Consider the following 18,236-nt stretch of genomic DNA (forward strand, 5'->3'; position numbering starts at 1 on the left):
AGCTAGAAGAAAAAACACTGAAATTAGAAGCAAAAAAACAGGAACTTATATATCTCTCAGATATGGCAGATATGCTTTATTGCTGCGAATCTGAAGATGAGGTGTATCAAGTAGTCGCTTTAACCTGTTCTAAGCTATTTCCTAATATGAGTGGTTGTATCTATATAATTGCTAATTCTAAGAATTATGTTCAGATGAATAGTTTTTGGGGAGATGAAAGAACCAGTAAAGAAATATTTTCCTTATCTGATTGTTGGGCATTGCGAAGAGGAAAATTAAATCTTTTATCGCCTCTTAATTCAGGACTAATATGCAATCACTTAATAAAGCCTGTTAGCGGCACACATTTATGTGTTCCATTGTTTGCACAAGGCGAAGTAGTTGGGATTTTACACATCTATGCGCTTGAAGAAATCAGTCCAGAAGATCAACAAATTACTGAGATTATTGCTAGAACCTTAGCCATTGCACTAAATAATCTATCGATAAAACAACGTCTAACTTATGATAACTTGCGGGATGGGATGACCCAACTATTCAATCACAACTATATGGAAACCATAACGGAACAGAGACTAGCAGAGGCTGAACGGTCGGGAGAACCTCTTAGTATTATTTTCCTTGATATCGATAACTTCAAATCTTACAACTCGCGCTATGGGCATTTGACTGCCAACATTGTTCTCCAGGGATTAGCAAAACTGCTGTTAAAATCTATTCGCTCCTTTGACATTGCTTGCAGATGGGGTGGTGAAGAATTTGTGATTGTGATGCCTAATATGACACTGGAAAACCTTAGGAAGCGAGTAGAACAACTCAGGATAGATGTTGAACAAATGCAATTGAAGGACGGCGATCGCATTCTCGAAGGCATTACCGCTTCTTTTGGAATAGCTGTATCAGAACCAGGGATTACAGTTAAAGATTTTCTAAATCGGGCAAATCAAGCGATGCTTGAGGCAAAGCGAACAGGAAAGAATCGGGTTATAGAGTATGTAAATAGGTATAATTAATTCATAATTTATAATTTCAAAAACGCCAAGCGATGAAATGAGCATTTCTTCAGTTGGCATCAAGCGTCAGACTTTCCAGCATAGAAATCTGAAACTTATAAATTTATCCTATAAAAAAAACGGCGTTGCTGATTCCATATATGAAAATGATTTTGCATAATACCAAAATCCTTTTAGAGACGTAGCAGTGCTACGTCTCTACACCCGGATTCATACTTCAATTCAGCAACGCCAAAAAAACAACTCCCACATCTTGAGGGAGTTGTCATTTTGTATTCGAGCAGTTTTTCAAACGATTCAGAATGGAGCGATGCCTGCGGCGGGCTGCGCCTACGCCAAACAGATAGCAGCCAAAATAGCAGCGATGACATAAAATACTCCAACCACTTGCAATTCTGACCAGCCAGTGAGTTCTAAATGATGGTGTAAGGGTGCCATTTTGAAGAGGCGCTTGCCTTTGCCATCAGGGCCTTTGGTGGCTTTGTAATAACTTACCTGTGCCATTACCGAAAGGGTTTCTACGAAGAAGATACCACTGAGAATGAACAGAGCTACTAAGGTGTTTGTCAATAACGCTACAGCCGCTAAAGCGCCGCCCAATGCTAAAGAACCGGTATCTCCCATAAAAACCCGGGCTGGGTTACGGTTATGGGCTAAGAAACCTAAGCACCCACCACTTAAAGCAGCACAGAAAACCATCAACCCAGGTGCTGTAGGTGCGACTATAGCACCTAATGCTAAAAGTGCGATCGCTACTGTTCCTGCTGCCAAGCCATCAATGCCATCTGTTAAATTAGTCGCATTACTTTCTGCAACTAGCACAAAACCTGCTAAAGGCCAAAATAGGAACCCCAAGGGAAGTGTAAAGCTCACCCAAGGCAAAGCAATATTTGTTATATTAGAAGGTTGATTAAACATCAGCCATAGACAAAACACAGCCGCAAAACCTACTTGCAAAGCCAGTTTCGTTCCGGGAGATATACCTTTATTTGATTTACGGCGCAGAATTTGCCAATCGTCGAGCCAGCCAATCAATCCGTAGCTGATTGTCAATGCCGAAACTGCAAGCACGTCTCTAGCAAAGTTAGATAATATACAGGCAATTATCACACCTACAGGGATAAAAAATATACCTCCCATTGTTGGCGTGCCTGCTTTTTTTAGATGGGCTTGGGGGCCATCTTCACGAATTATTTGTCCAGTTTTGAGTGCTTGGAGTAGGGGTATTACCCAATAGCCCACGGCACCTGAACCCATAGTACACAATAGTAGTGGCAAGGTTAATGACATACTTTGCCAGGGTAGCCTATTGGCCATCGAATCCAATAAAAATGCTGTTGTAGCTAGCCCTACGGTTAATAAAGAGGCTAGAGCGATTCCAGAAATATTTAAACCTTGCTCAGGAGATAATTTAGCGTCCACAGAAGTTTCCCTTCACTCCACACTTATAAAATTCAATATCAGCAACTAGAGATACTACCAAGTCCCTAGCCTGAAAAGGCTAATCCTCGGCAATTCCTATATCGTCATCATCATCAAGGTCGTAGCCAATCCCATCTTCTACACCCATTAGAGAGTATATTTCTTCTTCGTCATCTTGAAAATCCGGTTCGTGAACGTCACGCGCGATGATCCGACCGTTGGTTTGCAACCAGTCCAACAAAGAGGACTCTTGCTTTAAGGGGATAACATCGGCTCGCTGATTACGGGGTACTTCACGTAATGGAGAGTTCAACATATCGAGGAGGACAAGAAAATGTATACGTAAGTTGACATTTAGAGTCTATCACTTGGCACGGATTTATTTAGTTATCTTTTCAACCCTTTTGTTGATAAATCCGCATTCAGATAGAAATTTTTTATTTAATAGGCGTATTGCTTACGCAAAGCCTTTATTTAGTAATTTTTATGGTTCTACACATAGGTTATGAATATCTTGTTTATGCTGATGGAAAGGACTGATTTTTGAGGTGACAGGCGATGATCAAAAAAGCGGCTCTAATAGATGCGATCGCACTTACTAATCGCGGTCTACTGGCGACTGAGCTACAGAAACAGCTTATCTTAGCAGCGATCGCCAATTTAGAAGATTTTAATCCTACACCCCGTCCGGTAGAAGCTAACAATTTGCTAGATGGCAATTGGCGATTACTATACACCACCAGCAAGGCTCTTTTAAACTTAGATGCTCTACCTTTTTGCAAACTGGGTCAAATCTATCAGTGTATCCGGGTTGATACTGCCAGTGTTTACAACATAGCTGAGATTTATGGCTTACCTTATTTGGAAGGATTAGTCAGCGTTGCTGCTAAATTTGAGCCAGTTTCAGGTCGGCGTGTCCAAGTGAAATTTGAGCGGTCTATTATCGGCTTACAACGTTTAATAGAATACAATTCTCCGGTAACTTTTATCCAACAAATTGAAGCAGGTAGAAAATTTCCTGCAATTGATTTTGCAATCAAGAGTGATAAACAGCAAGGCTGGTTAGATATCACTTATATAGATAACGATCTGCGGATCGGCAGAGGTAACGAGGGAAGTGTGTTTGTCTTAACTAAAACATAAGCTTCTACAAAATAACCGCTTGCGAACGAAGGTACGCTATAACGTGTGCCTTGTCAAGTAGAGTATAATACCGTTTTTGGGGAGTGGGGAATGGGGAGTAGGGAGTGGGGGAGATAAGGGAGGTGAGGGAGATGAGGGAGAAAGAATAATTAATATTCAATTCCCAATTCCCACTTGCCCTGAGCGAAGCCGAAGGGATGCCCAATTCCCAATTCCCAATTCCCAATTCCCACTCCCCACTCCCCACTCCCTACTCCCAATTCAGACAAATAACTTAACAAAGACTCTTGCTGCTACCTTCAGGTTGTAGAGTGAAATCAATTAGCCCTCTAGATTGGCGATTGATAACTAAAAGGGAAAATAATCATGGTTCAACGTGGTTCTAAAGTACGTATTCTCCGCCCTGAATCCTACTGGTTTCAGGATCTAGGAACTGTGGCTTCCATTGACCAAAGCGGCATCAAATACCCAGTAATTGTCCGCTTTGACAAGGTAAATTACTCTGGTATCAATACCAACAACTTTGCCCAGGATGAATTAGTCGAGGTTGAAGCACCAAAGGCTAAAGCACCTAAAAAATAGCAGCAAAGCTACAAGGGGCTTGTTTGATGCGATGATGAAGGGTAGTCTGAAGTCTGAAGTATGAAGTCTGAAAATTTCAGTTCATTCATCTTTCACCCAAGCCTACCCTAATCTATGAGAAGCTGACCTGCGGGTATTTACGGTTTCTCTTGGGTAGTAATACGAGCCATCTACGGCTATGTAAGTTACTACTCCATCTCTTCTTTATTGAACCCCCAAGTACATCAAAATTGCTTGCTTAATCAGTTTGAATGCCTGAACTGCCTGAAGTTGAAACAGTCCGAAGGGGCCTAAATCAATTGACCCTTAACCAAGAAATTACGGGTGGAGATGTGTTGCTTGATCGCACCATCGCCTACCCGTTTTCTGTTGGTGAGTTTGTTGATGGAATTAAAAAGAATGCGATCGCTACTTGGCATCGTCGCGGTAAATATCTCCTCGCCGAACTCTCTCTCCCTTCTCCCTCATCCTCCTCATCCTCCTCATCTTCCACAGGTTGGCTAGGGGCTCATCTGCGAATGACCGGTCAACTACTATGGCTGCATCGAGATGAACCATTACATAAGCACACGCGGGTTAGATTATTCTTTGGGGAACAGCAGGAATTACGCTTTGTTGATCAGCGTACCTTCGGGAAAATGTGGTGGGTTCCGCCTGGTGTTGCTGTAGAAAGTATTATAACTGGTTTGGCAACACTGGCAGCAGATCCATTTTCACCCGAATTCACTGTTGAATATCTAGCTCTCAAACTCCAAAACCGCCGCCGTCCGATTAAGACTGCACTACTCGATCAATCGGTGGTGGCGGGATTAGGTAACATTTATGCGGATGAAGCCCTGTTTAAGAGTGGAATTTTACCTGAAACCTTGTGTATAGATTTGCAGCTAAAGCAGATTGAGCGTTTGCGAACAGCGATAATTCAAGTTTTAGAAACCAGCATTGAGGCTGGCGGTACGACTTTTAGTAATTTCTTAAGTGTTAAGGGTGTCAACGGCAATTATGGTGGTGTTGCTTGGGTTTATAACCGCGCTGGAGAACCCTGTCGAGTTTGTGACACTCCAATTATGCGGATTAGGTTAGCTGGGCGATCTAGTCACTTTTGCCCCCAGTGTCAAACGGTATGGGGAGTTAGGAGACGCGATTAATCGCGTCTGTACAGGAGTTGGGAGTTTTTACCTCGGAAGTCTTTTAAAATGCGGATAAGTCTAATCTAGAAATTTGAGAGGGGAATTTATGGCAGTCAAAAAAGGAGATATGGTTCGCGCTATCCGCGAGAAACTGGAAAACAGTCTGGAAGCAAAAGCCAGTGATACTCGCTTTCCTTCTTATTTGTTTGACAGCAAGGGCGAAATTGTAGATATCAAAGGTGATTACGCCCTGATTAAGTTCGGGAAAGTGCCAACACCAAATGTTTGGTTACGTGTGGATCAGCTTGAAGAGTTTAAATAATTAAAAATAAGAACCCCACCCCGCCAAAGCTATGCTTTGTCTCCCCTCCCCGCAAAAGAGGAGGGGTGGGGTGTTAGGAGCTTATGAAAGAGGTCTAATTTAGGAGTCAGCATTAATTCTGACTCCTAACTCCTAAATTATTGTTGATAAAAATTGCACTTTAATAATTATTTTTTCTTCCCCTAACTCCCCAATTGTGTGTAATTTAGCTCGTGTCACCATCGTGGGTGCGGGTAGGGTTGGCAGTACTTTAGCCCTGTGGCGGCCTATCTGCAAGGTGAATAGGGTTTAGAAGATGTTGTGATTGGTGTTCGCTGTCGGTTGGGATGCGGTGGAATTGAAAGTGTTTTGGAATTAAATTTCAGCGATCGCCAAAGAGAGGGTTTGCATACTTCGGCTAAATCTGTGCGTAAAAGTATTGAGCGATCGCAGGAAATTTTGGTTGAGTAGAACCTCGAAAATCCCCCTTAAAAAGGGGGACTTTAACTGAGTTACCCCTTTTTTAAGGGGGTTAGGTTTTGCGTTAACGACGGTAATCCTCATCTGCGGGGTCGCCGTAGGGATCTTCGCTGGCTGGACGGACGTTACCAAATTCCCCTTGGTCTGCGGGGTCGCCGTAGGGGTCTTCACTGGCTGGACGTACATTACCGTAAGACGCTATATCTCCGGGGTCGCCGTATGGGTCTTGGCTGGCTGGAATCACGTTGCCGTAAGAGGATATATCTGCGGGGTCGCCGTAGGGGTCTTCACTGGCTGGGCGGACATCACCGTAAGAGGCTATATCTGCGGGGTCGCCGTAGGGGTCTTCGCTGGCTGGGCGGACATTGCGATCGCGGTATTCAGCATCCTCAGATTGATCGCTGTTTCCTCCAAAGAAGAGATCCTTCGCCTTTCGCAAAAAGTCATCTACCATAATCTGTCTCCTGATTTAAGTTAGTGTTTCCGACGTGCGCGATCGGCGTTATCCTCCGGGAAACCCGCTTTCTTATTTACACACGCTTTGCTATCTAGAGTGCTGGAGCTGCCGATGAAGTTATGCCAGTTAGATCGCGACCTGTAGTACTCCCGTTATAGCCTTGGAATTGCCGATATTGTTGCGCTTGAGATTCCGGTACTCGAATTCCTTCTGATGGTGGAGTTACCCAGTGAGCGCGATGTTCAGCATCACGGTAGTATACACGCCCGTTCTTAGAAAGATAGTATTTACCTTGCGCTCCATCTTGTGAAGCATTCTTATGTTGGTTGTAGAGGTAATAAAGTCCCGCAGCACCTGCCAAAATTGCCACTTTCTGTCCTGTGGACAAGCCTTTCTTAGCTTCGGTTTGGCGATCGCTGACTGTTCTACCAGCAGTATCATCAACTGGTGGTGGTACTGAAGCGTTTCGGGAACCACCTCCGCAGCTACTCAGCAAGGGTACGGTTAGCAATGCCGAAAGCAGCACTGCAAATAGACGCGAAACTATTTTACGTTCTTTATATATTGTGTTCATCGGATTTCATCATCACCTGTATTTGCTAAAAGCCTTGCTGTTGCAAAAACAAAGTTGAAATTCCTGTTATTTCGCGTGGAATTGAAAAAACATCTACAACTCAATTTACAACTGCACAGCTACAGCGTTTCACTGTTATGATGAGCCATTTTCTCAAGTATTCCATCCTGCCTTTGAGAGAAACTGCATTCATCCTAAGGAAATATATTTTTGATTTTTTATTCATCAATTTAGCCCAAACGCGGAAATATTCAGCAATTTCTCGGTTATGTTTTCGGGGCAAATAAATTAAAAAGATACAGTTACTATGATGATCTTTGCCAAAAAGTACACTCAATATGACATCACAAAATACAGCCCAAACTAGAACTCGTCTCCTTTTGGCTTTGTGGGATTTGGGAGGAACGCAGCAGGAAGTTAAGAAGGGTCAACTCACTAAGCGAATTGTATCCAAAAGCCAGAAGGTAGCAGATTATCAGGGTTCATTTGAAGAATTGCAGAATCAGGGTGCGATCGCAATCTCCAAAAAAGGATACTCTCTGACATCTCCCAAGGGTTTAGAGGTATTGGGTAAGGGTTTGAGAAGTGGCGATTTTAAGTTTGAAGGGACGATTGTCGGTACTTGGGCGGCGAATGCGTTGTTGCGGTGGATTAGTCAGATCGATGTTGCAGTAGCTGGTGCAGATGTACCAGTTAATGGGAAGAGTGCGATCGCATCTTACGACGAGTTTAAGTCAGTGGCGTTAGAAGTTTACGACAAGCTGAACTATGAATACAACTTTAATCATCTAGTGCCAATTTATCGCATTAGAAGAGGAATTGGCGATCGTGTAAGTCGTACAGAGTTTAATGATTGGCTGCTAGAAACGCAAGCTAACGATATTTTGCAACTGCAAGGCGGAACTGTAGAAGATAACGCACCTGACAAAATAGAAGATTCCATCACCACGGTATTAGATGGATTACGCTGCTACGCCAAGCTTATCAAAGCCTAAATTTCCTTGTACTCCTCACTAAATTAATTTCACAATACTATGATTGCCACTACATCTACCATTGATGAACTAATTATAAATCAAAACCCATTTGCAGGACATATTGTTGTCAGACCCCAACAGATATGGGGAAAAAGTTATCCCGATGTTCCTTTAATTAATTCTCACGCTTCTAATGCAGTATTTGATGCAGTTGAACAAATTCGTAAAGGGAAGCGTGAAACTGTAGGTATCACAATAACGGCTGAAAAGGGGTTAGGTAAAAGTCATCTTATCAGCCGTGTTCGCCATCGCTTAGAAACAGAAGCTGATGCCTTATTTATTTACATGGGTAAGTATGACAGTCTGAATCAGATTAAGTATCAATTCCTGCAAGCCGTTGCTTCTAGCCTTAGAGCCTTTGGTGGTCAACAAGTAATGCAGTGGCAAGAAATAGCTGCTGCTTTAATTAATGAAGCTAAAAATTGTAACTATACACCACAGCAGTACATCAGTAATATTTACCCAAATTGGTCAAGGAAATACTCAACTAAGAAAATAGTTGATAGCTTAACACAAGCCGTCTTAAAAATTAAGCCTGACATTACTAATCATTATATAATTAGGGCTATTTTGTGGACACTTTCTACAGAACACACTCACGATGCAAATTATTGGCTATCAGGTTTAGAAATCACACAAACAGAAGCTGATACACTAGGTTTACCAAATCCTAAGAATTTAGATAGAGAAGCTGAAGCATTAAATAATGTACGCCAGATTTTAGATATAACCAGCCATTATAAAGTTCCGGTGATTTGCTTTGATGAATTAGATATTGCAGAAATTTCCGACACAGGTTTTACAGCAGCACAGGTTATTGCAAACTTAGTTAAGGATTTATATAACAATCTCAAAAGAGGCGTTTTCCTTTTGACTATGTATCCTGAAACTTGGAATGAGCAAATCAGGACATTACCACAAGCTGAAGCAGTCGTTGATAGATTAGCAAGTGAACAAGCTGACAGGCAACCAATTGCATTAAAATATCTAAATTCTGATGATATTGTGGCTTTAGTGAATCAATGGTTGCAAGATTTTTATAAGGAACATAAACAAACACCTCCTCGCTCTCTTTACCCGTTTAATGAAACTCAACTCAGAGAACTTGGTAAGAGTAGACCTACTGTTAGGTCAGTTTTAAAATGGTGTGCAGAGAATTTCGCACCTAATGAGCCTATTATTGATAAGCCTACAGATTCAACAACTGCATGGACATCTACAACAATCCATCCAGTTAAACCATACTTCAATAGTGAGTTAGCAAATGTAGAAGCTTCTATTGATTCATTAATGGAGGAAGAAGCAACAATTACTGATGCTCTTTTGCTTGCTTTCAATAATTTAATAGGTAAAACTGTAGAGGGAGTAATAATCGAATCAATTGAAGAAGTAGAGCCTAGTGCAGCAAATAATGGCTTTATGGATTTCAAAATTATCGGCAATAAGAGAAAAGTGAGGATTGGAGTAGATGTAGTTCAGCAAGACTACACGGTTATAGGTGCTGCTTTAGGACGACTAATTGATTACAGGAAATTTGACCTAACTCGTGGTTGCTTGGTGCGTTCAAAGAAAATTAGTTCAACAGCAGTATTAGCTAGAAAACATTTGAGAATCCTGTTGGAACAAAAGGGTGGAGAGTGGGTAGGCTTGCAAAGCCAAGACATTAAACCTCTGTTGGCGATCTTATTCGTTTACTATAACCGTGAAAGTTACGAACTGACAGAAGAACAGATTGTTGAATTTATTGAGCAAAAGCAACTAGCAATAAATAATCCTTTGATTAGAGAAATTCTCAGCGATCCTTCTGGTCAAGAACCTACAAATTTAACTGATGATGGATTACCTATTAGTATTCCTCGAAGTGTTGCTACTGCCGATAATATCGACCTAAATCTATAGCTAACTAGAAATGAATCAGCAGTTTTCAATTCCAACGGCGCTGTGTTTACCCGTCCCTGATATTGAAGCCTTAATACAGGGACGAACAATTGCAGCTTTACCCAGGATGTTTATTCGTCCTGGGCAAAGATTTGTACTTTATCCTGCTGATTCTTCAGCTTCAATTAAAGCTTGGGCTAAATGTGAACTTTGCCAAATTTTAGACGAGACTAAGCCATTAGATATTTTGTCTAAGTTAACAATATGGACACCAAAAGTATTAAAGGAGATACTACAAAAACAGCAGTATCTTTTCCTGGCTTACTTGCGCGTCTATCAGTTAACTCAGTTAGAAGAAATATCAGTCAATCCTAACATTCAGGAAAAGCTAGGAAAATTTATTAGTTTACCTAATTCTCTAACGGTTTCTGAAGCAAACCCAATATTAAACGATCGCACTTTCGCCCAACGCAAACACCAGTTAGAAAAGCTAGAACCCTCACTGCATCCTGAACTAGAAGAATTGCAGAGTGCGATCGCATCCCTAACCATTAGCCAACCAGGAGCCAAACAATTAGACGACGATATCAAAGTATTCTTGGGCTGGAGTAGTGACAAGCTAATTAAGCAACCCGATCTAGATTTAGCTTGGATAAATGATATTGCAAAATTGGGCGATCGCAGCATAGAAAAAGATGAGGGTAAAAGCAACTACCAAGCTGGTACAGACTTTGAAGATATTGCACGCCGTAGCCTTGACTTTTTAGGATTCAAAGTTGAAGCAAACTGCAAAGGCGGTGAAGGTGGGTTTGGCTTATTTTGCTCACAACCTTATCCTCTTGTTTGCGAATGCAAAGCAGGTAAAAGCATTCCTGATCGTGCAGTAGAAGAATTAGATAGGATTGGTAGAAGGCATCTAAAAGAAAATTATCTTCAAGCTGTAAGGTTAATTATTGGCCCAGGTAAACCGACTAAAAATTTGAAAGAATCTGCTGAAATATCGAAAATCAGTATTATAAATGTAATGACTCTACAAAAGCTAGTTGAATTCAAAGCCGAATATCCAGGTGCTATTAACTTAGTAGAATTACAACAATATCTAGAACCTGGGCAAATTGACTATAAAATTGATGAATATATTGATAAAGCTCAGAGAGATATTAAATTGCGCTCGCAGATTATTATAGCAGTCAAAGAACTTTCTGAACAAGACAACGAAACTTCAAAAGCTACACATCCGAGTTTCACAGTTACAGAAATTCGTGTTCATTACAATGCTACTCATAATCCCCGGCTAAATGATGAAGTAGTTCACGATTTACTGATTGAACTTTCTTCACCCTTAACAGGCTATTTAGGACGAATAAAAGGCAGTGATTGGAATAGCGATCGCTTTTACTTTCTCCGCGATTTACCTACTAACTAAAGATAGTAAACTTGTAATTCTCTAGCTTTACGCAATTTATCTCGCAATTGTTCAACTACAACTTCTCCATCAATACCTTCCCCTCTATCCAGTTGCTCAATAGCAACCTCAACTTTTTCGCGTGTTTCTTCAACCCATTGTTGATAACCTTTTTCCCACTCTAATAGCAACTTCAATGCTTTACTAATCACTTCTTCAGGATTCGCATATCTACCTGTAGCAATTTGCGCTTGGATAATTTGCTCTAGTTCAGGTTTAATTTGGATATTCATGATTTATATTCTAGTTTATTGGCAGCTTGAACTTTATTGTAACAACATTTAAAGTTAGATTAATTGAATAGCGATCGCTTTGACTTTCTTTGCAATTTACCTACTAACTAAAAATAATACAATATATCTCTTTTCTTACCTTCGCGCTCTTAGCGTCCTTCTCTGCGAGACGCTGCGCGTAGCAAGATCCCCGTAGGAGTATGCGGTTCGTTTAAAAACAACTGAAGTAAGTAGGCATAGCCACCCGTAGGCATTGCAGTTATCCTAAAGTTAATATACCAGCCTGATAATTAACCACCAACGGCAGAATTTTTAGCCACTCTGAACCTAACAAAACTTCAGTAATTTCATCCCCTGCATAAACAGGAATTTCATACTCTTGTTCGTTTAGTATCAACTTGCCTGAATATATTTTAAACAAGGTTTCACCCTGTGCAGTTCGCAAAGTTTCCTTACCAATATAAAACCAGTCTAGACTATCTAAATCTTGTTTGTTAATAGCCAGAAAACCTGTGAAACCAGTATCTAACATGACATCCACAGGCAAATTTAATCCATCATCAGTTATTAAATCAATTTCAAAAAATAGTTGACCCTTTTCCCCAAATTTACCCTGAATCATATTGTGCCAGTGGTTCCCGTTTCATTAAAACAAAAAACACAGTGGTCAGTATTTGGGTATTTTTCAAGGGCTTTTTTATGAGCTTGCATTTTATCCACATCAATTAAGTAATCACCACTATTTGGCTCTACTGCAATATACCAGCCGTAGTGTTCCTGAATAAAATCGGGACGTACACGCTCAAAAATTTCCCGACAACGGCGGTAAAATACCTCATCTTCAGCTTTGCGTCTAGCAAGTTCTTCTGGTGGTAAAGTACGTTCTGGAAAGATTCTGCCTCGACGTGCAGGTTGTTTTGCAGTTGATTCAGTCATAGTAATTAGCCCTATTTGTTAATGCTGTCTTAACTTTATTTTACTGAAAGATAAAGGCGATCGCTTCTACTTTTTTGGCAATTTACCTATTAACTAAAAATAGTACAATATATCTCTTTTCTTGCCTTCTCTATCTTCTCTAAGAAACCCTATGCGAATGCGTTCTTGGCGGTAGCCTGCGGCAAGCCGCTTTGCGTCTACGTTTAAAAATAACTGAAGTGCGTAGGCGTAACCATTCGTAAGCATCGCAGTTATCCCAAAGTTAATATACCAGCCTGATAATTCACCACCAACGGCAGAATTTTTAGCCACTCTGAACCTAACAAAACTTCTATAATTTCGTCACCTGCATAAACAGGAATCTTATACTCCTGTTCATCCAATAAAACCTTACCTGAATATCTGTCAAATATAATTTCTCCCTGTGCAGTTCTCAGAGGTTCATTCCCCATATAAGCCCAGTCAAGACTATCTAAATCTTGTTTATTAATTGCCATAAAGCCTGTGAAACCAGTATCAAACATGGCATCCACAGGCAGATTTAACCCATCAGATGTAATCAAATCAATTTGAAAAAATAGCTGTCCTTTACTACCAAATGTACCCTGAATCATATTCTGCCAGTTGCTCCAGTTTCATTTAGGCAAAAAACGCAGTGTACAGCATTTGGGTACTTCTCAAGGGCTTTTCTATGAGCTATTTCTATATCTTCATCAATGAAATAATCTCCACTATCTGGCTCTACTGCAATATACCAACCATAGTTTTTTTCGATATATTCTGGACGTACACGCTCAAATATTGCCCGACAAAGCTTATGAAATGCCTCTCGTTCAGCTTTGCGTGTAGCAAGTTCTTCTGAGGATAAAGTACGTTCTGGAAAAATTCTACCCCGACGTGCAGGTTGTTTTGCAGTTGATTCAGCCATAGTATTAATCCTACTTATTCATGCTGCCTTAACTTTATGTTAGGGCAAGGAATTAGTTCCTCTGTCCTTCAATTACGAATTACTTATACAGTAAAGCTTCCTAGACGGAAGATATATCTTCTATCTAGGATGCTTCACAATAAAAAATTGTTGTTGATACAACAATTATGGACAAAATGTGATAATTAGACTAGAGCTATCAGCTAGCAGAAACGGTTAAACTGCCGGGTTTGTGAAGATCACCTTGCAAAACCACACCTCGCTGATTGGCATGGATATGACGCAAAATCTTGTAAATTGCCTCAACTTGCTCTGATGCGCCTGCTTTCTTTGCGAGTTCGTCAAGAGAAATGGGAGCTTTTTCTTTTTGCAGCACTGCTAACACTCGTGCTTGCAAATCAAGAATGGAGGCGGCTGCTTTTTTGCCAGCTTCTACGCCTGGTTGATGGTAGGCGTTGACGTTGACTAAGCTAGCGTATAAACCAACAGCACGCTCATACAAAGCAATTAATGCCCCTACAGTTCGGGGGTTAACTTGGGGAATCGTGACTGTAATCGAATCGCGGTGATTTTCATAAAGCGCTTGTCGGGTTCCTTGGAGAAAACCGGAAAGATAATCGCCTGATGTAACTCCCGGATCTATTTCAGTGGATGGGCCCTGACGATCTTCCAACACTTCGATGAAGGTAGCAAAGAAATTCGCTACACCCTCACGCAACTGCTGGACGTAAGCGTGTTGATCTGTTGAGCCTTTGTTGCCATAAACGGCGATGCCTTGATGGACAACGTTGCCGTCTAAGTCTTTTTCCTTGCCCAAGGATTCCATTACCAGCTGTTGCAAATAACGACTGAATAAAAATAAGCTGTCCTTGTAAGGTAGGACAACCATATCTTTTTCGCCCTTTCCGTTACCAACAAAGTACCAAGATAAAGCGAGTAAGGCTGCTGGGTTATTTTTCACATCTGGGACGCGGGTAGCGTCATCCATTTCTTTTGCACCATCTAGCATGGCGCGAACATCAATGCCCTGTAATGCGGCTGGTACTAGCCCCACAGCAGACATTTCTGAGGTGCGTCCTCCTACCCAGTCATACATGGGAAATCTGGCCAGCCAACTTTCGTCTTTGGCCAGTTTATCGAGGTTGCTGTCAACGCTGGTAATTGCTACCGCATATTGAGCAAATTCCAAATTGTGTCCGGCGTAGGCTTTTTTAACTTCAATCATGCCGTTACGAGGTTCCGGCGTTCCCCCAGATTTGGAGATCACCAAAACCAAAGTGCTGGCGAGGCTATTTCGCAGATGATTGAGAACGCGATCGATACCTGCCGGATCGTTGTTGTCGATAAAGTGAATTTTCAGGGGCGGGAAATCAGGAGCAAGGGCTTCTGCGACGAATTGGGGGCCGAGGGCGGAACCACCAATGCCAATGGAGATAATATCCGTAAAGCGGCTTGCTCTGGGAGGATGAATAGCACCTGTTTGGACTTTTTCTGCAAAGGCTTCGATTTGTTCTAGGGTTTGGACAATTTCTTGTGTAAGTTCTGGAGCTGGCGCTAAATCAGGATTTCGCAGCCAGTAGTGTCCAACCATGCGATTTTCGTCAGGATTTGCGATCGCACCCTTCTCCAGTTGAGCCATATCCGCAAACGCCTCGTCAAACTTCGGCCGCAATGAATCCACAAAGGTATCATCGAACCGTATTCGACTCACATCTAAGTAAAGTCCTAATCCCTCGTGGAAATATAACCAGTTTTGGTATCTTTGCCAAAGTGCCCTAGCATCCATAGGGAAATCTCAAATAAAGTGTTTTTCAAAACCAGTTTAATGTAAGGTTATAGCGATCCCTGCCTAGCCTTATACAGTTTACAGTTTTAAGTGTTCCCTTGACTCTTCACTTTAAACATCTGGCATAGGGATGACACGCAGAAATTTCACAATTTCACCCCTGATTTCTATACCAATCAAGTAATTATCGAGGGTAAAGCGGTGAAAAATGCCTTCACTATCAAGCTGTCGCAGTTCTTTTAAATCGCTCAACTGCCACTTTTGGGCTAACTCAGTAAACACAAAATCATACACCCGCTCGTAGGCGGCAGGTTCTAAATTCTTCAGGTCTAGTAAAAAAGACCTTGCATAGCGCATTTCCAGACTCACTAGGCGTTACCTTAACCAAAACTTGAGGGGCCAGAAAAGAAAGCGCTGCTGAATCAGAAAAACATCAACAATCTTACCGCTTCTTCATGGGTTAAGATATCCCACGGTTGCTGCGATCGCTTGACTTGTTGTATCGCTTTGAGCATATAAAAGTCACAATGTAAAGCTTCGAGAACGTCCCAAATGTCTTGCAAATCGTCATCGGCTAACTGCTCGATTAAGTGATGCATTCTCAGTCGCAGCAAATTCATACGTCAACTATTCCTTAGTGGAAACACCAACAATAAATAGTATTCCCAAAAATTAGCTCCGCTCAAGCTACGCTAAAATTTATTCGCAAGGGGCAGAGAAGCGTCTGGGAACTCGAATGTTGAGCCTCTGAACTCGAAGGTTGAGCCTCTGAACTCGAAGGTTGAGCCTCTGAACTCGAAGGTTGAGCTTCTGAACTCGGAAGTTGAGCTTCTGAACTCGAAAGTTGAGCTTCTGAACTCGAAAGTTGAGCCTCTGAACTCGAAAGTTGAGCTTCTGAACTCGAAGGTTGAGCTTCTGAACTCGAAGGTTGAGCCTCTGAACTCGAAGGTTGAGCCTCTGAACTCGAATGTTGAGCTTGTGAACTCGAAGGTTGAGCCTCTGAACTCTAACTCTTGTCTCCTGATTCTCGACTTTTAATATCAAATCCTGTAGCATCTGAATAATTAAAAAACCGCAAAGACGCTGAGGGCGCTAAGGAAGAGGAAAGAGCAATAATTCCGATACAAACGGATTTTATAGGATTCCTATTTGATTTTTGAATAAACACCGTACACCTCGAAAAGCCTGATTCCCTACTCCCTACTCCCTATTCCCTACTCCCCGCCTACGCAAATAATTTCAAAAATCAAAGCGGATTACTATATATAGGACTCCTATTTGATTTTTGAATAAACACCGTACACCTCGAAAAGCCTGATTCCCTACTCCCTACTCCCTATTCCCTACTCCCCGCCTACGCAAATAATTTCAAAAATCAAAGCGGATTACTATATATAACTCCTAAGTGTGAGATATTGCACCAGTCGCAAAAACCGCCATAGGTTAGAAACCTATGGCTAATAGCTTAAGTCCTCTCAAGAGGACTAAACTCGATTAATAGCTGGTATCCATGACAGTCCACTTAAGTGGACTTAAGCTAAAAGCCTGTGAAATTTATTTCTTGGCGGGAGATTAAGCAGGTGCAAGATGCCCACCCTACAAGATTGGATAATTTATTTGTTAGAAATTCCTAACTCCTAACTCCTGTACAGACGCGATTAATCGCGTCTCTACTCCTAACTTCCCATTCCAAAACATGGTTGACTATCTCATTTTCTTAGCAATTTCTACAGCACTTTTTGCCCTATTCGCACTAGGACTCAATTTACAGTGGGGCTTTACCGGGTTAATTAACTTTGGTCATATTGCTTTCATGACCCTTGGAGCATATACAACCGTATTGTTAAGCTTAAAGGGCGTACCCCTACTGATATCGGCAGTAGCGGGGGCAATTGTCGCCGCCTTGTTAGGTTTGGTAATTGGTTTTGCAACTCTACGCTTGCGGGAAGATTATCTGTCAATTGTCACTATTGGTACAGGGGAATTAATTCGTTTGGTGGTGAATAACCAGGATTTACCTGTAGCAAAGATTCCGCTTTGGGAACTGTTTAAAGAAATGATTCTTCGTTTAGCAGAAAATATTGATTCATTTCTTAATTTCTTAGGAGAAATTCTTGATTTAGAAGTAAAGTTGGGTATTAGTAAACTAATTCTTCGTTTTATTTTCAATAATCAGCAACCTGTGGGTGACACCTGGATTTCTGGGGCGTTTGGTGTGCAAAGTTATCCTATACCCCTATCCACAGAGCCGAATTTGTTTGTCAGATTTGTGATGATTGGGCTTTTGACACTGTTAGCTGCTGTAACTTTCTTTACGTTGTGGCGATGGATTCGCACCACCCAAATATCTCGAACTACTGAGTTAGGTAAAAGGACAACTAGCAAACAAGAATTTATATCTCGCTTGGGTGTGGGAATTGTGTTAGCCGTTTTGGCAGCAGCGATTTATATTTCTGGGGTAATCGCACTGTATAATTACAACCCAAAAGCGGGTTTAATGCTGGTGTTGCTGTTGGTTTTAGCATTTGTATACTGGCGCTTAGAAATTTTGGTGCGATCGCCTTGGGGTAGAATTCTCAAAGCCATCCGTGAAGATGAAGAAATTCCCAAGGCGCTAGGAAAAAATGTCTTTTGGTATAAATTACAATCTCTCATGTTAGGGGGTGCGATCGCAGGTATCGCTGGTGCTTTCTTCGCTTGGCAACTTAGCGCCATTTACCCTGATAACTTCCAACCACAGATTACCTTTGACACTTGGATTATGGTGATTATAGGTGGTTCTGGGAATAATGTTGGCACAATCTTAGGTGCAATAATTTTCTTTGCTTACGATGCACTGACGCGGGAAGTCTTACCCAGAATCGTCCCCCTTGA

The 18,236-nt window shown here is 41.5% G+C and carries 23 protein-coding genes and 1 pseudogene; 11 read left to right on the plus strand and 13 right to left on the minus strand.

The features are described 5' to 3' along the window. The coding region (locus LC574_RS01545) for a sensor domain-containing diguanylate cyclase (RefSeq protein ID WP_229451184.1) at positions 1–1,013 on the plus strand (1,013 nt) is incomplete at its 5' end. Between the two features lie 330 nt (positions 1,014–1,343). Here the strand turns inward: LC574_RS01545 and mraY are convergent. Next, the gene (gene mraY, locus LC574_RS01550; protein ID WP_229451185.1) at positions 1,344–2,435 is read right to left on the minus strand and encodes a phospho-N-acetylmuramoyl-pentapeptide-transferase; all 1,092 of its coding nucleotides are present in this window, start codon (positions 2,433–2,435) and stop codon (positions 1,344–1,346) included. Positions 2,436–2,514: 79 nt separating this feature from the next. Beyond that, positions 2,515–2,751 (minus strand): DUF3134 domain-containing protein, encoded by a 237-nt coding sequence (locus LC574_RS01555; RefSeq protein WP_229451186.1) that lies wholly within the window; start codon positions 2,749–2,751, stop codon positions 2,515–2,517. A gap of 242 nt (positions 2,752–2,993) precedes the next feature. Here LC574_RS01555 and LC574_RS01560 point away from each other — a divergent pair, with 242 nt between their 5' ends. The 6 genes and pseudogenes from LC574_RS01560 to LC574_RS01585 form a co-directional block, all read left to right on the plus strand. After that, on the plus strand, positions 2,994–3,578 hold the full coding sequence (locus LC574_RS01560; protein WP_229451187.1) for a PAP/fibrillin family protein: 585 nt from the start codon (positions 2,994–2,996) through the stop codon (positions 3,576–3,578). A gap of 76 nt (positions 3,579–3,654) precedes the next feature. Continuing rightward, positions 3,655–3,888 carry a hypothetical protein gene (locus LC574_RS01565; RefSeq protein ID WP_229451188.1) on the plus strand — a complete coding sequence of 78 codons (234 nt, stop codon included), beginning with the start codon at positions 3,655–3,657 and terminating at the stop codon, positions 3,886–3,888. A 56-nt stretch (positions 3,889–3,944) separates the two neighbouring features. After that, positions 3,945–4,160: a photosystem I reaction center subunit IV gene (locus tag LC574_RS01570; protein ID WP_229451189.1), complete on the plus strand. Its 216-nt coding sequence runs from the start codon at positions 3,945–3,947 to the stop codon at positions 4,158–4,160. A 251-nt stretch (positions 4,161–4,411) separates the two neighbouring features. Then, positions 4,412–5,305 carry a DNA-formamidopyrimidine glycosylase gene (locus tag LC574_RS01575; RefSeq protein WP_229451190.1) on the plus strand — a complete coding sequence of 298 codons (894 nt, stop codon included), beginning with the start codon at positions 4,412–4,414 and terminating at the stop codon, positions 5,303–5,305. An 88-nt stretch (positions 5,306–5,393) separates the two neighbouring features. Continuing rightward, the gene (locus LC574_RS01580; protein ID WP_118168882.1) at positions 5,394–5,609 is read left to right on the plus strand and encodes an NAD(P)H-quinone oxidoreductase subunit O; all 216 of its coding nucleotides are present in this window, start codon (positions 5,394–5,396) and stop codon (positions 5,607–5,609) included. Between the two features lie 255 nt (positions 5,610–5,864). Continuing rightward, positions 5,865–6,059, plus strand: a pseudogene (locus LC574_RS01585) (malate dehydrogenase); the annotation flags it as partial. Positions 6,060–6,132: 73 nt separating this feature from the next. Here the strand turns inward: LC574_RS01585 and LC574_RS01590 are convergent. Both LC574_RS01590 and LC574_RS01595 read right to left on the minus strand, forming a co-directional pair. After that, complete coding sequence (locus tag LC574_RS01590) at positions 6,133–6,522, minus strand: translation initiation factor (protein WP_229451191.1); 390 nt, start codon at positions 6,520–6,522, stop codon at positions 6,133–6,135. Between the two features lie 94 nt (positions 6,523–6,616). Then, positions 6,617–7,099, minus strand: coding sequence for a hypothetical protein (locus tag LC574_RS01595; protein WP_229451192.1), 483 nt, complete (start codon positions 7,097–7,099; stop codon positions 6,617–6,619). A 338-nt stretch (positions 7,100–7,437) separates the two neighbouring features. Here LC574_RS01595 and LC574_RS01600 point away from each other — a divergent pair, with 338 nt between their 5' ends. Genes LC574_RS01600 through LC574_RS01610 form a run of 3 tightly spaced genes read left to right on the plus strand, consistent with a single transcriptional unit; the run spans position 7,438 to position 11,440 of the window. After that, a complete protein-coding gene (locus LC574_RS01600; RefSeq protein ID WP_229451193.1) occupies positions 7,438–8,094 on the plus strand; it encodes a hypothetical protein in 657 nt (218 codons plus the stop codon). A gap of 39 nt (positions 8,095–8,133) precedes the next feature. Next, complete coding sequence (locus LC574_RS01605) at positions 8,134–10,035, plus strand: hypothetical protein (RefSeq protein ID WP_229451194.1); 1,902 nt, start codon at positions 8,134–8,136, stop codon at positions 10,033–10,035. Positions 10,036–10,045: 10 nt separating this feature from the next. Then, positions 10,046–11,440, plus strand: a complete 1,395-nt coding sequence (locus tag LC574_RS01610; RefSeq protein ID WP_229451195.1) for a DUF1802 family protein — start codon at positions 10,046–10,048, stop codon at positions 11,438–11,440. Here the strand turns inward: LC574_RS01610 and LC574_RS01615 are convergent. From LC574_RS01615 to LC574_RS01655, 9 genes are all read right to left on the minus strand, one after another. Then, positions 11,437–11,712: a type II toxin-antitoxin system ParD family antitoxin gene (locus tag LC574_RS01615; protein WP_229451196.1), complete on the minus strand. Its 276-nt coding sequence runs from the start codon at positions 11,710–11,712 to the stop codon at positions 11,437–11,439. The two genes, LC574_RS01610 and LC574_RS01615, sit on opposite strands and share 4 nt — an antisense overlap. A gap of 259 nt (positions 11,713–11,971) precedes the next feature. Beyond that, positions 11,972–12,334 carry an aspartyl protease gene (locus tag LC574_RS01620; RefSeq protein WP_229451197.1) on the minus strand — a complete coding sequence of 121 codons (363 nt, stop codon included), beginning with the start codon at positions 12,332–12,334 and terminating at the stop codon, positions 11,972–11,974. Continuing rightward, entirely contained in the window at positions 12,331–12,648 is a 318-nt protein-coding gene (locus LC574_RS01625) for a hypothetical protein (RefSeq protein WP_229451198.1), read from the minus strand. Before LC574_RS01625 ends, LC574_RS01620 begins: the two co-directional genes overlap by 4 nt. Positions 12,649–12,741: 93 nt before the next feature. Then, positions 12,742–12,960: a hypothetical protein gene (locus tag LC574_RS01630; protein WP_229451204.1), complete on the minus strand. Its 219-nt coding sequence runs from the start codon at positions 12,958–12,960 to the stop codon at positions 12,742–12,744. Beyond that, the gene (locus tag LC574_RS01635) at positions 12,900–13,262 is read right to left on the minus strand and encodes an aspartyl protease (protein WP_229451199.1); all 363 of its coding nucleotides are present in this window, start codon (positions 13,260–13,262) and stop codon (positions 12,900–12,902) included. Before LC574_RS01635 ends, LC574_RS01630 begins: the two co-directional genes overlap by 61 nt. Beyond that, entirely contained in the window at positions 13,259–13,576 is a 318-nt protein-coding gene (locus tag LC574_RS01640) for a hypothetical protein (protein WP_229451200.1), read from the minus strand. Before LC574_RS01640 ends, LC574_RS01635 begins: the two co-directional genes overlap by 4 nt. 199 nt (positions 13,577–13,775) lie before the next feature. Beyond that, complete coding sequence (locus tag LC574_RS01645) at positions 13,776–15,362, minus strand: glucose-6-phosphate isomerase (protein WP_229451201.1); 1,587 nt, start codon at positions 15,360–15,362, stop codon at positions 13,776–13,778. A gap of 111 nt (positions 15,363–15,473) precedes the next feature. Then, on the minus strand, positions 15,474–15,731 hold the full coding sequence (locus tag LC574_RS01650; RefSeq protein ID WP_229451202.1) for a cytotoxic translational repressor of toxin-antitoxin stability system: 258 nt from the start codon (positions 15,729–15,731) through the stop codon (positions 15,474–15,476). A 53-nt stretch (positions 15,732–15,784) separates the two neighbouring features. Then, complete coding sequence (locus tag LC574_RS01655) at positions 15,785–15,982, minus strand: hypothetical protein (RefSeq protein WP_069073153.1); 198 nt, start codon at positions 15,980–15,982, stop codon at positions 15,785–15,787. Between the two features lie 1,076 nt (positions 15,983–17,058). Between LC574_RS01655 and LC574_RS01660 the strand changes: the two genes are divergently transcribed. Then, the coding region (locus tag LC574_RS01660; protein WP_229451203.1) for a branched-chain amino acid ABC transporter permease at positions 17,059–18,236 on the plus strand (1,178 nt) is incomplete at its 3' end.

It is taken from the genome of Nostoc sp. CHAB 5715 (genome assembly GCF_020829685.1).
GTDB lineage: Bacteria > Cyanobacteriota > Cyanobacteriia > Cyanobacteriales > Nostocaceae > Nostoc.

Excerpts from the sequence above, each read along its gene's own strand:
- LC574_RS01555 (WP_229451186.1), bottom strand. The coding sequence starts at position 2,751 with ATGTTGAACTCTCCATTACGTGAAGTACCCCGTAATCAGCGAGCCGAT.
- LC574_RS01560 (WP_229451187.1), top strand. The coding sequence starts at position 2,994 with ATGATCAAAAAAGCGGCTCTAATAGATGCGATCGCACTTACTAATCGC.
- LC574_RS01570 (WP_229451189.1), top strand. The coding sequence starts at position 3,945 with ATGGTTCAACGTGGTTCTAAAGTACGTATTCTCCGCCCTGAATCCTAC.
- LC574_RS01575 (WP_229451190.1), top strand. The coding sequence starts at position 4,412 with ATGCCTGAACTGCCTGAAGTTGAAACAGTCCGAAGGGGCCTAAATCAA.
- LC574_RS01580 (WP_118168882.1), top strand. The coding sequence starts at position 5,394 with ATGGCAGTCAAAAAAGGAGATATGGTTCGCGCTATCCGCGAGAAACTG.
- LC574_RS01590 (WP_229451191.1), bottom strand. The coding sequence starts at position 6,522 with ATGGTAGATGACTTTTTGCGAAAGGCGAAGGATCTCTTCTTTGGAGGA.
- LC574_RS01595 (WP_229451192.1), bottom strand. The coding sequence starts at position 7,099 with ATGAACACAATATATAAAGAACGTAAAATAGTTTCGCGTCTATTTGCA.
- LC574_RS01600 (WP_229451193.1), top strand. The coding sequence starts at position 7,438 with ATGACATCACAAAATACAGCCCAAACTAGAACTCGTCTCCTTTTGGCT.
- LC574_RS01605 (WP_229451194.1), top strand. The coding sequence starts at position 8,134 with ATGATTGCCACTACATCTACCATTGATGAACTAATTATAAATCAAAAC.
- LC574_RS01610 (WP_229451195.1), top strand. The coding sequence starts at position 10,046 with ATGAATCAGCAGTTTTCAATTCCAACGGCGCTGTGTTTACCCGTCCCT.
- LC574_RS01615 (WP_229451196.1), bottom strand. The coding sequence starts at position 11,712 with ATGAATATCCAAATTAAACCTGAACTAGAGCAAATTATCCAAGCGCAA.
- LC574_RS01620 (WP_229451197.1), bottom strand. The coding sequence starts at position 12,334 with ATGATTCAGGGTAAATTTGGGGAAAAGGGTCAACTATTTTTTGAAATT.
- LC574_RS01625 (WP_229451198.1), bottom strand. The coding sequence starts at position 12,648 with ATGACTGAATCAACTGCAAAACAACCTGCACGTCGAGGCAGAATCTTT.
- LC574_RS01635 (WP_229451199.1), bottom strand. The coding sequence starts at position 13,262 with ATGATTCAGGGTACATTTGGTAGTAAAGGACAGCTATTTTTTCAAATT.
- LC574_RS01640 (WP_229451200.1), bottom strand. The coding sequence starts at position 13,576 with ATGGCTGAATCAACTGCAAAACAACCTGCACGTCGGGGTAGAATTTTT.
- LC574_RS01645 (WP_229451201.1), bottom strand. The coding sequence starts at position 15,362 with ATGGATGCTAGGGCACTTTGGCAAAGATACCAAAACTGGTTATATTTC.
- LC574_RS01655 (WP_069073153.1), bottom strand. The coding sequence starts at position 15,982 with ATGAATTTGCTGCGACTGAGAATGCATCACTTAATCGAGCAGTTAGCC.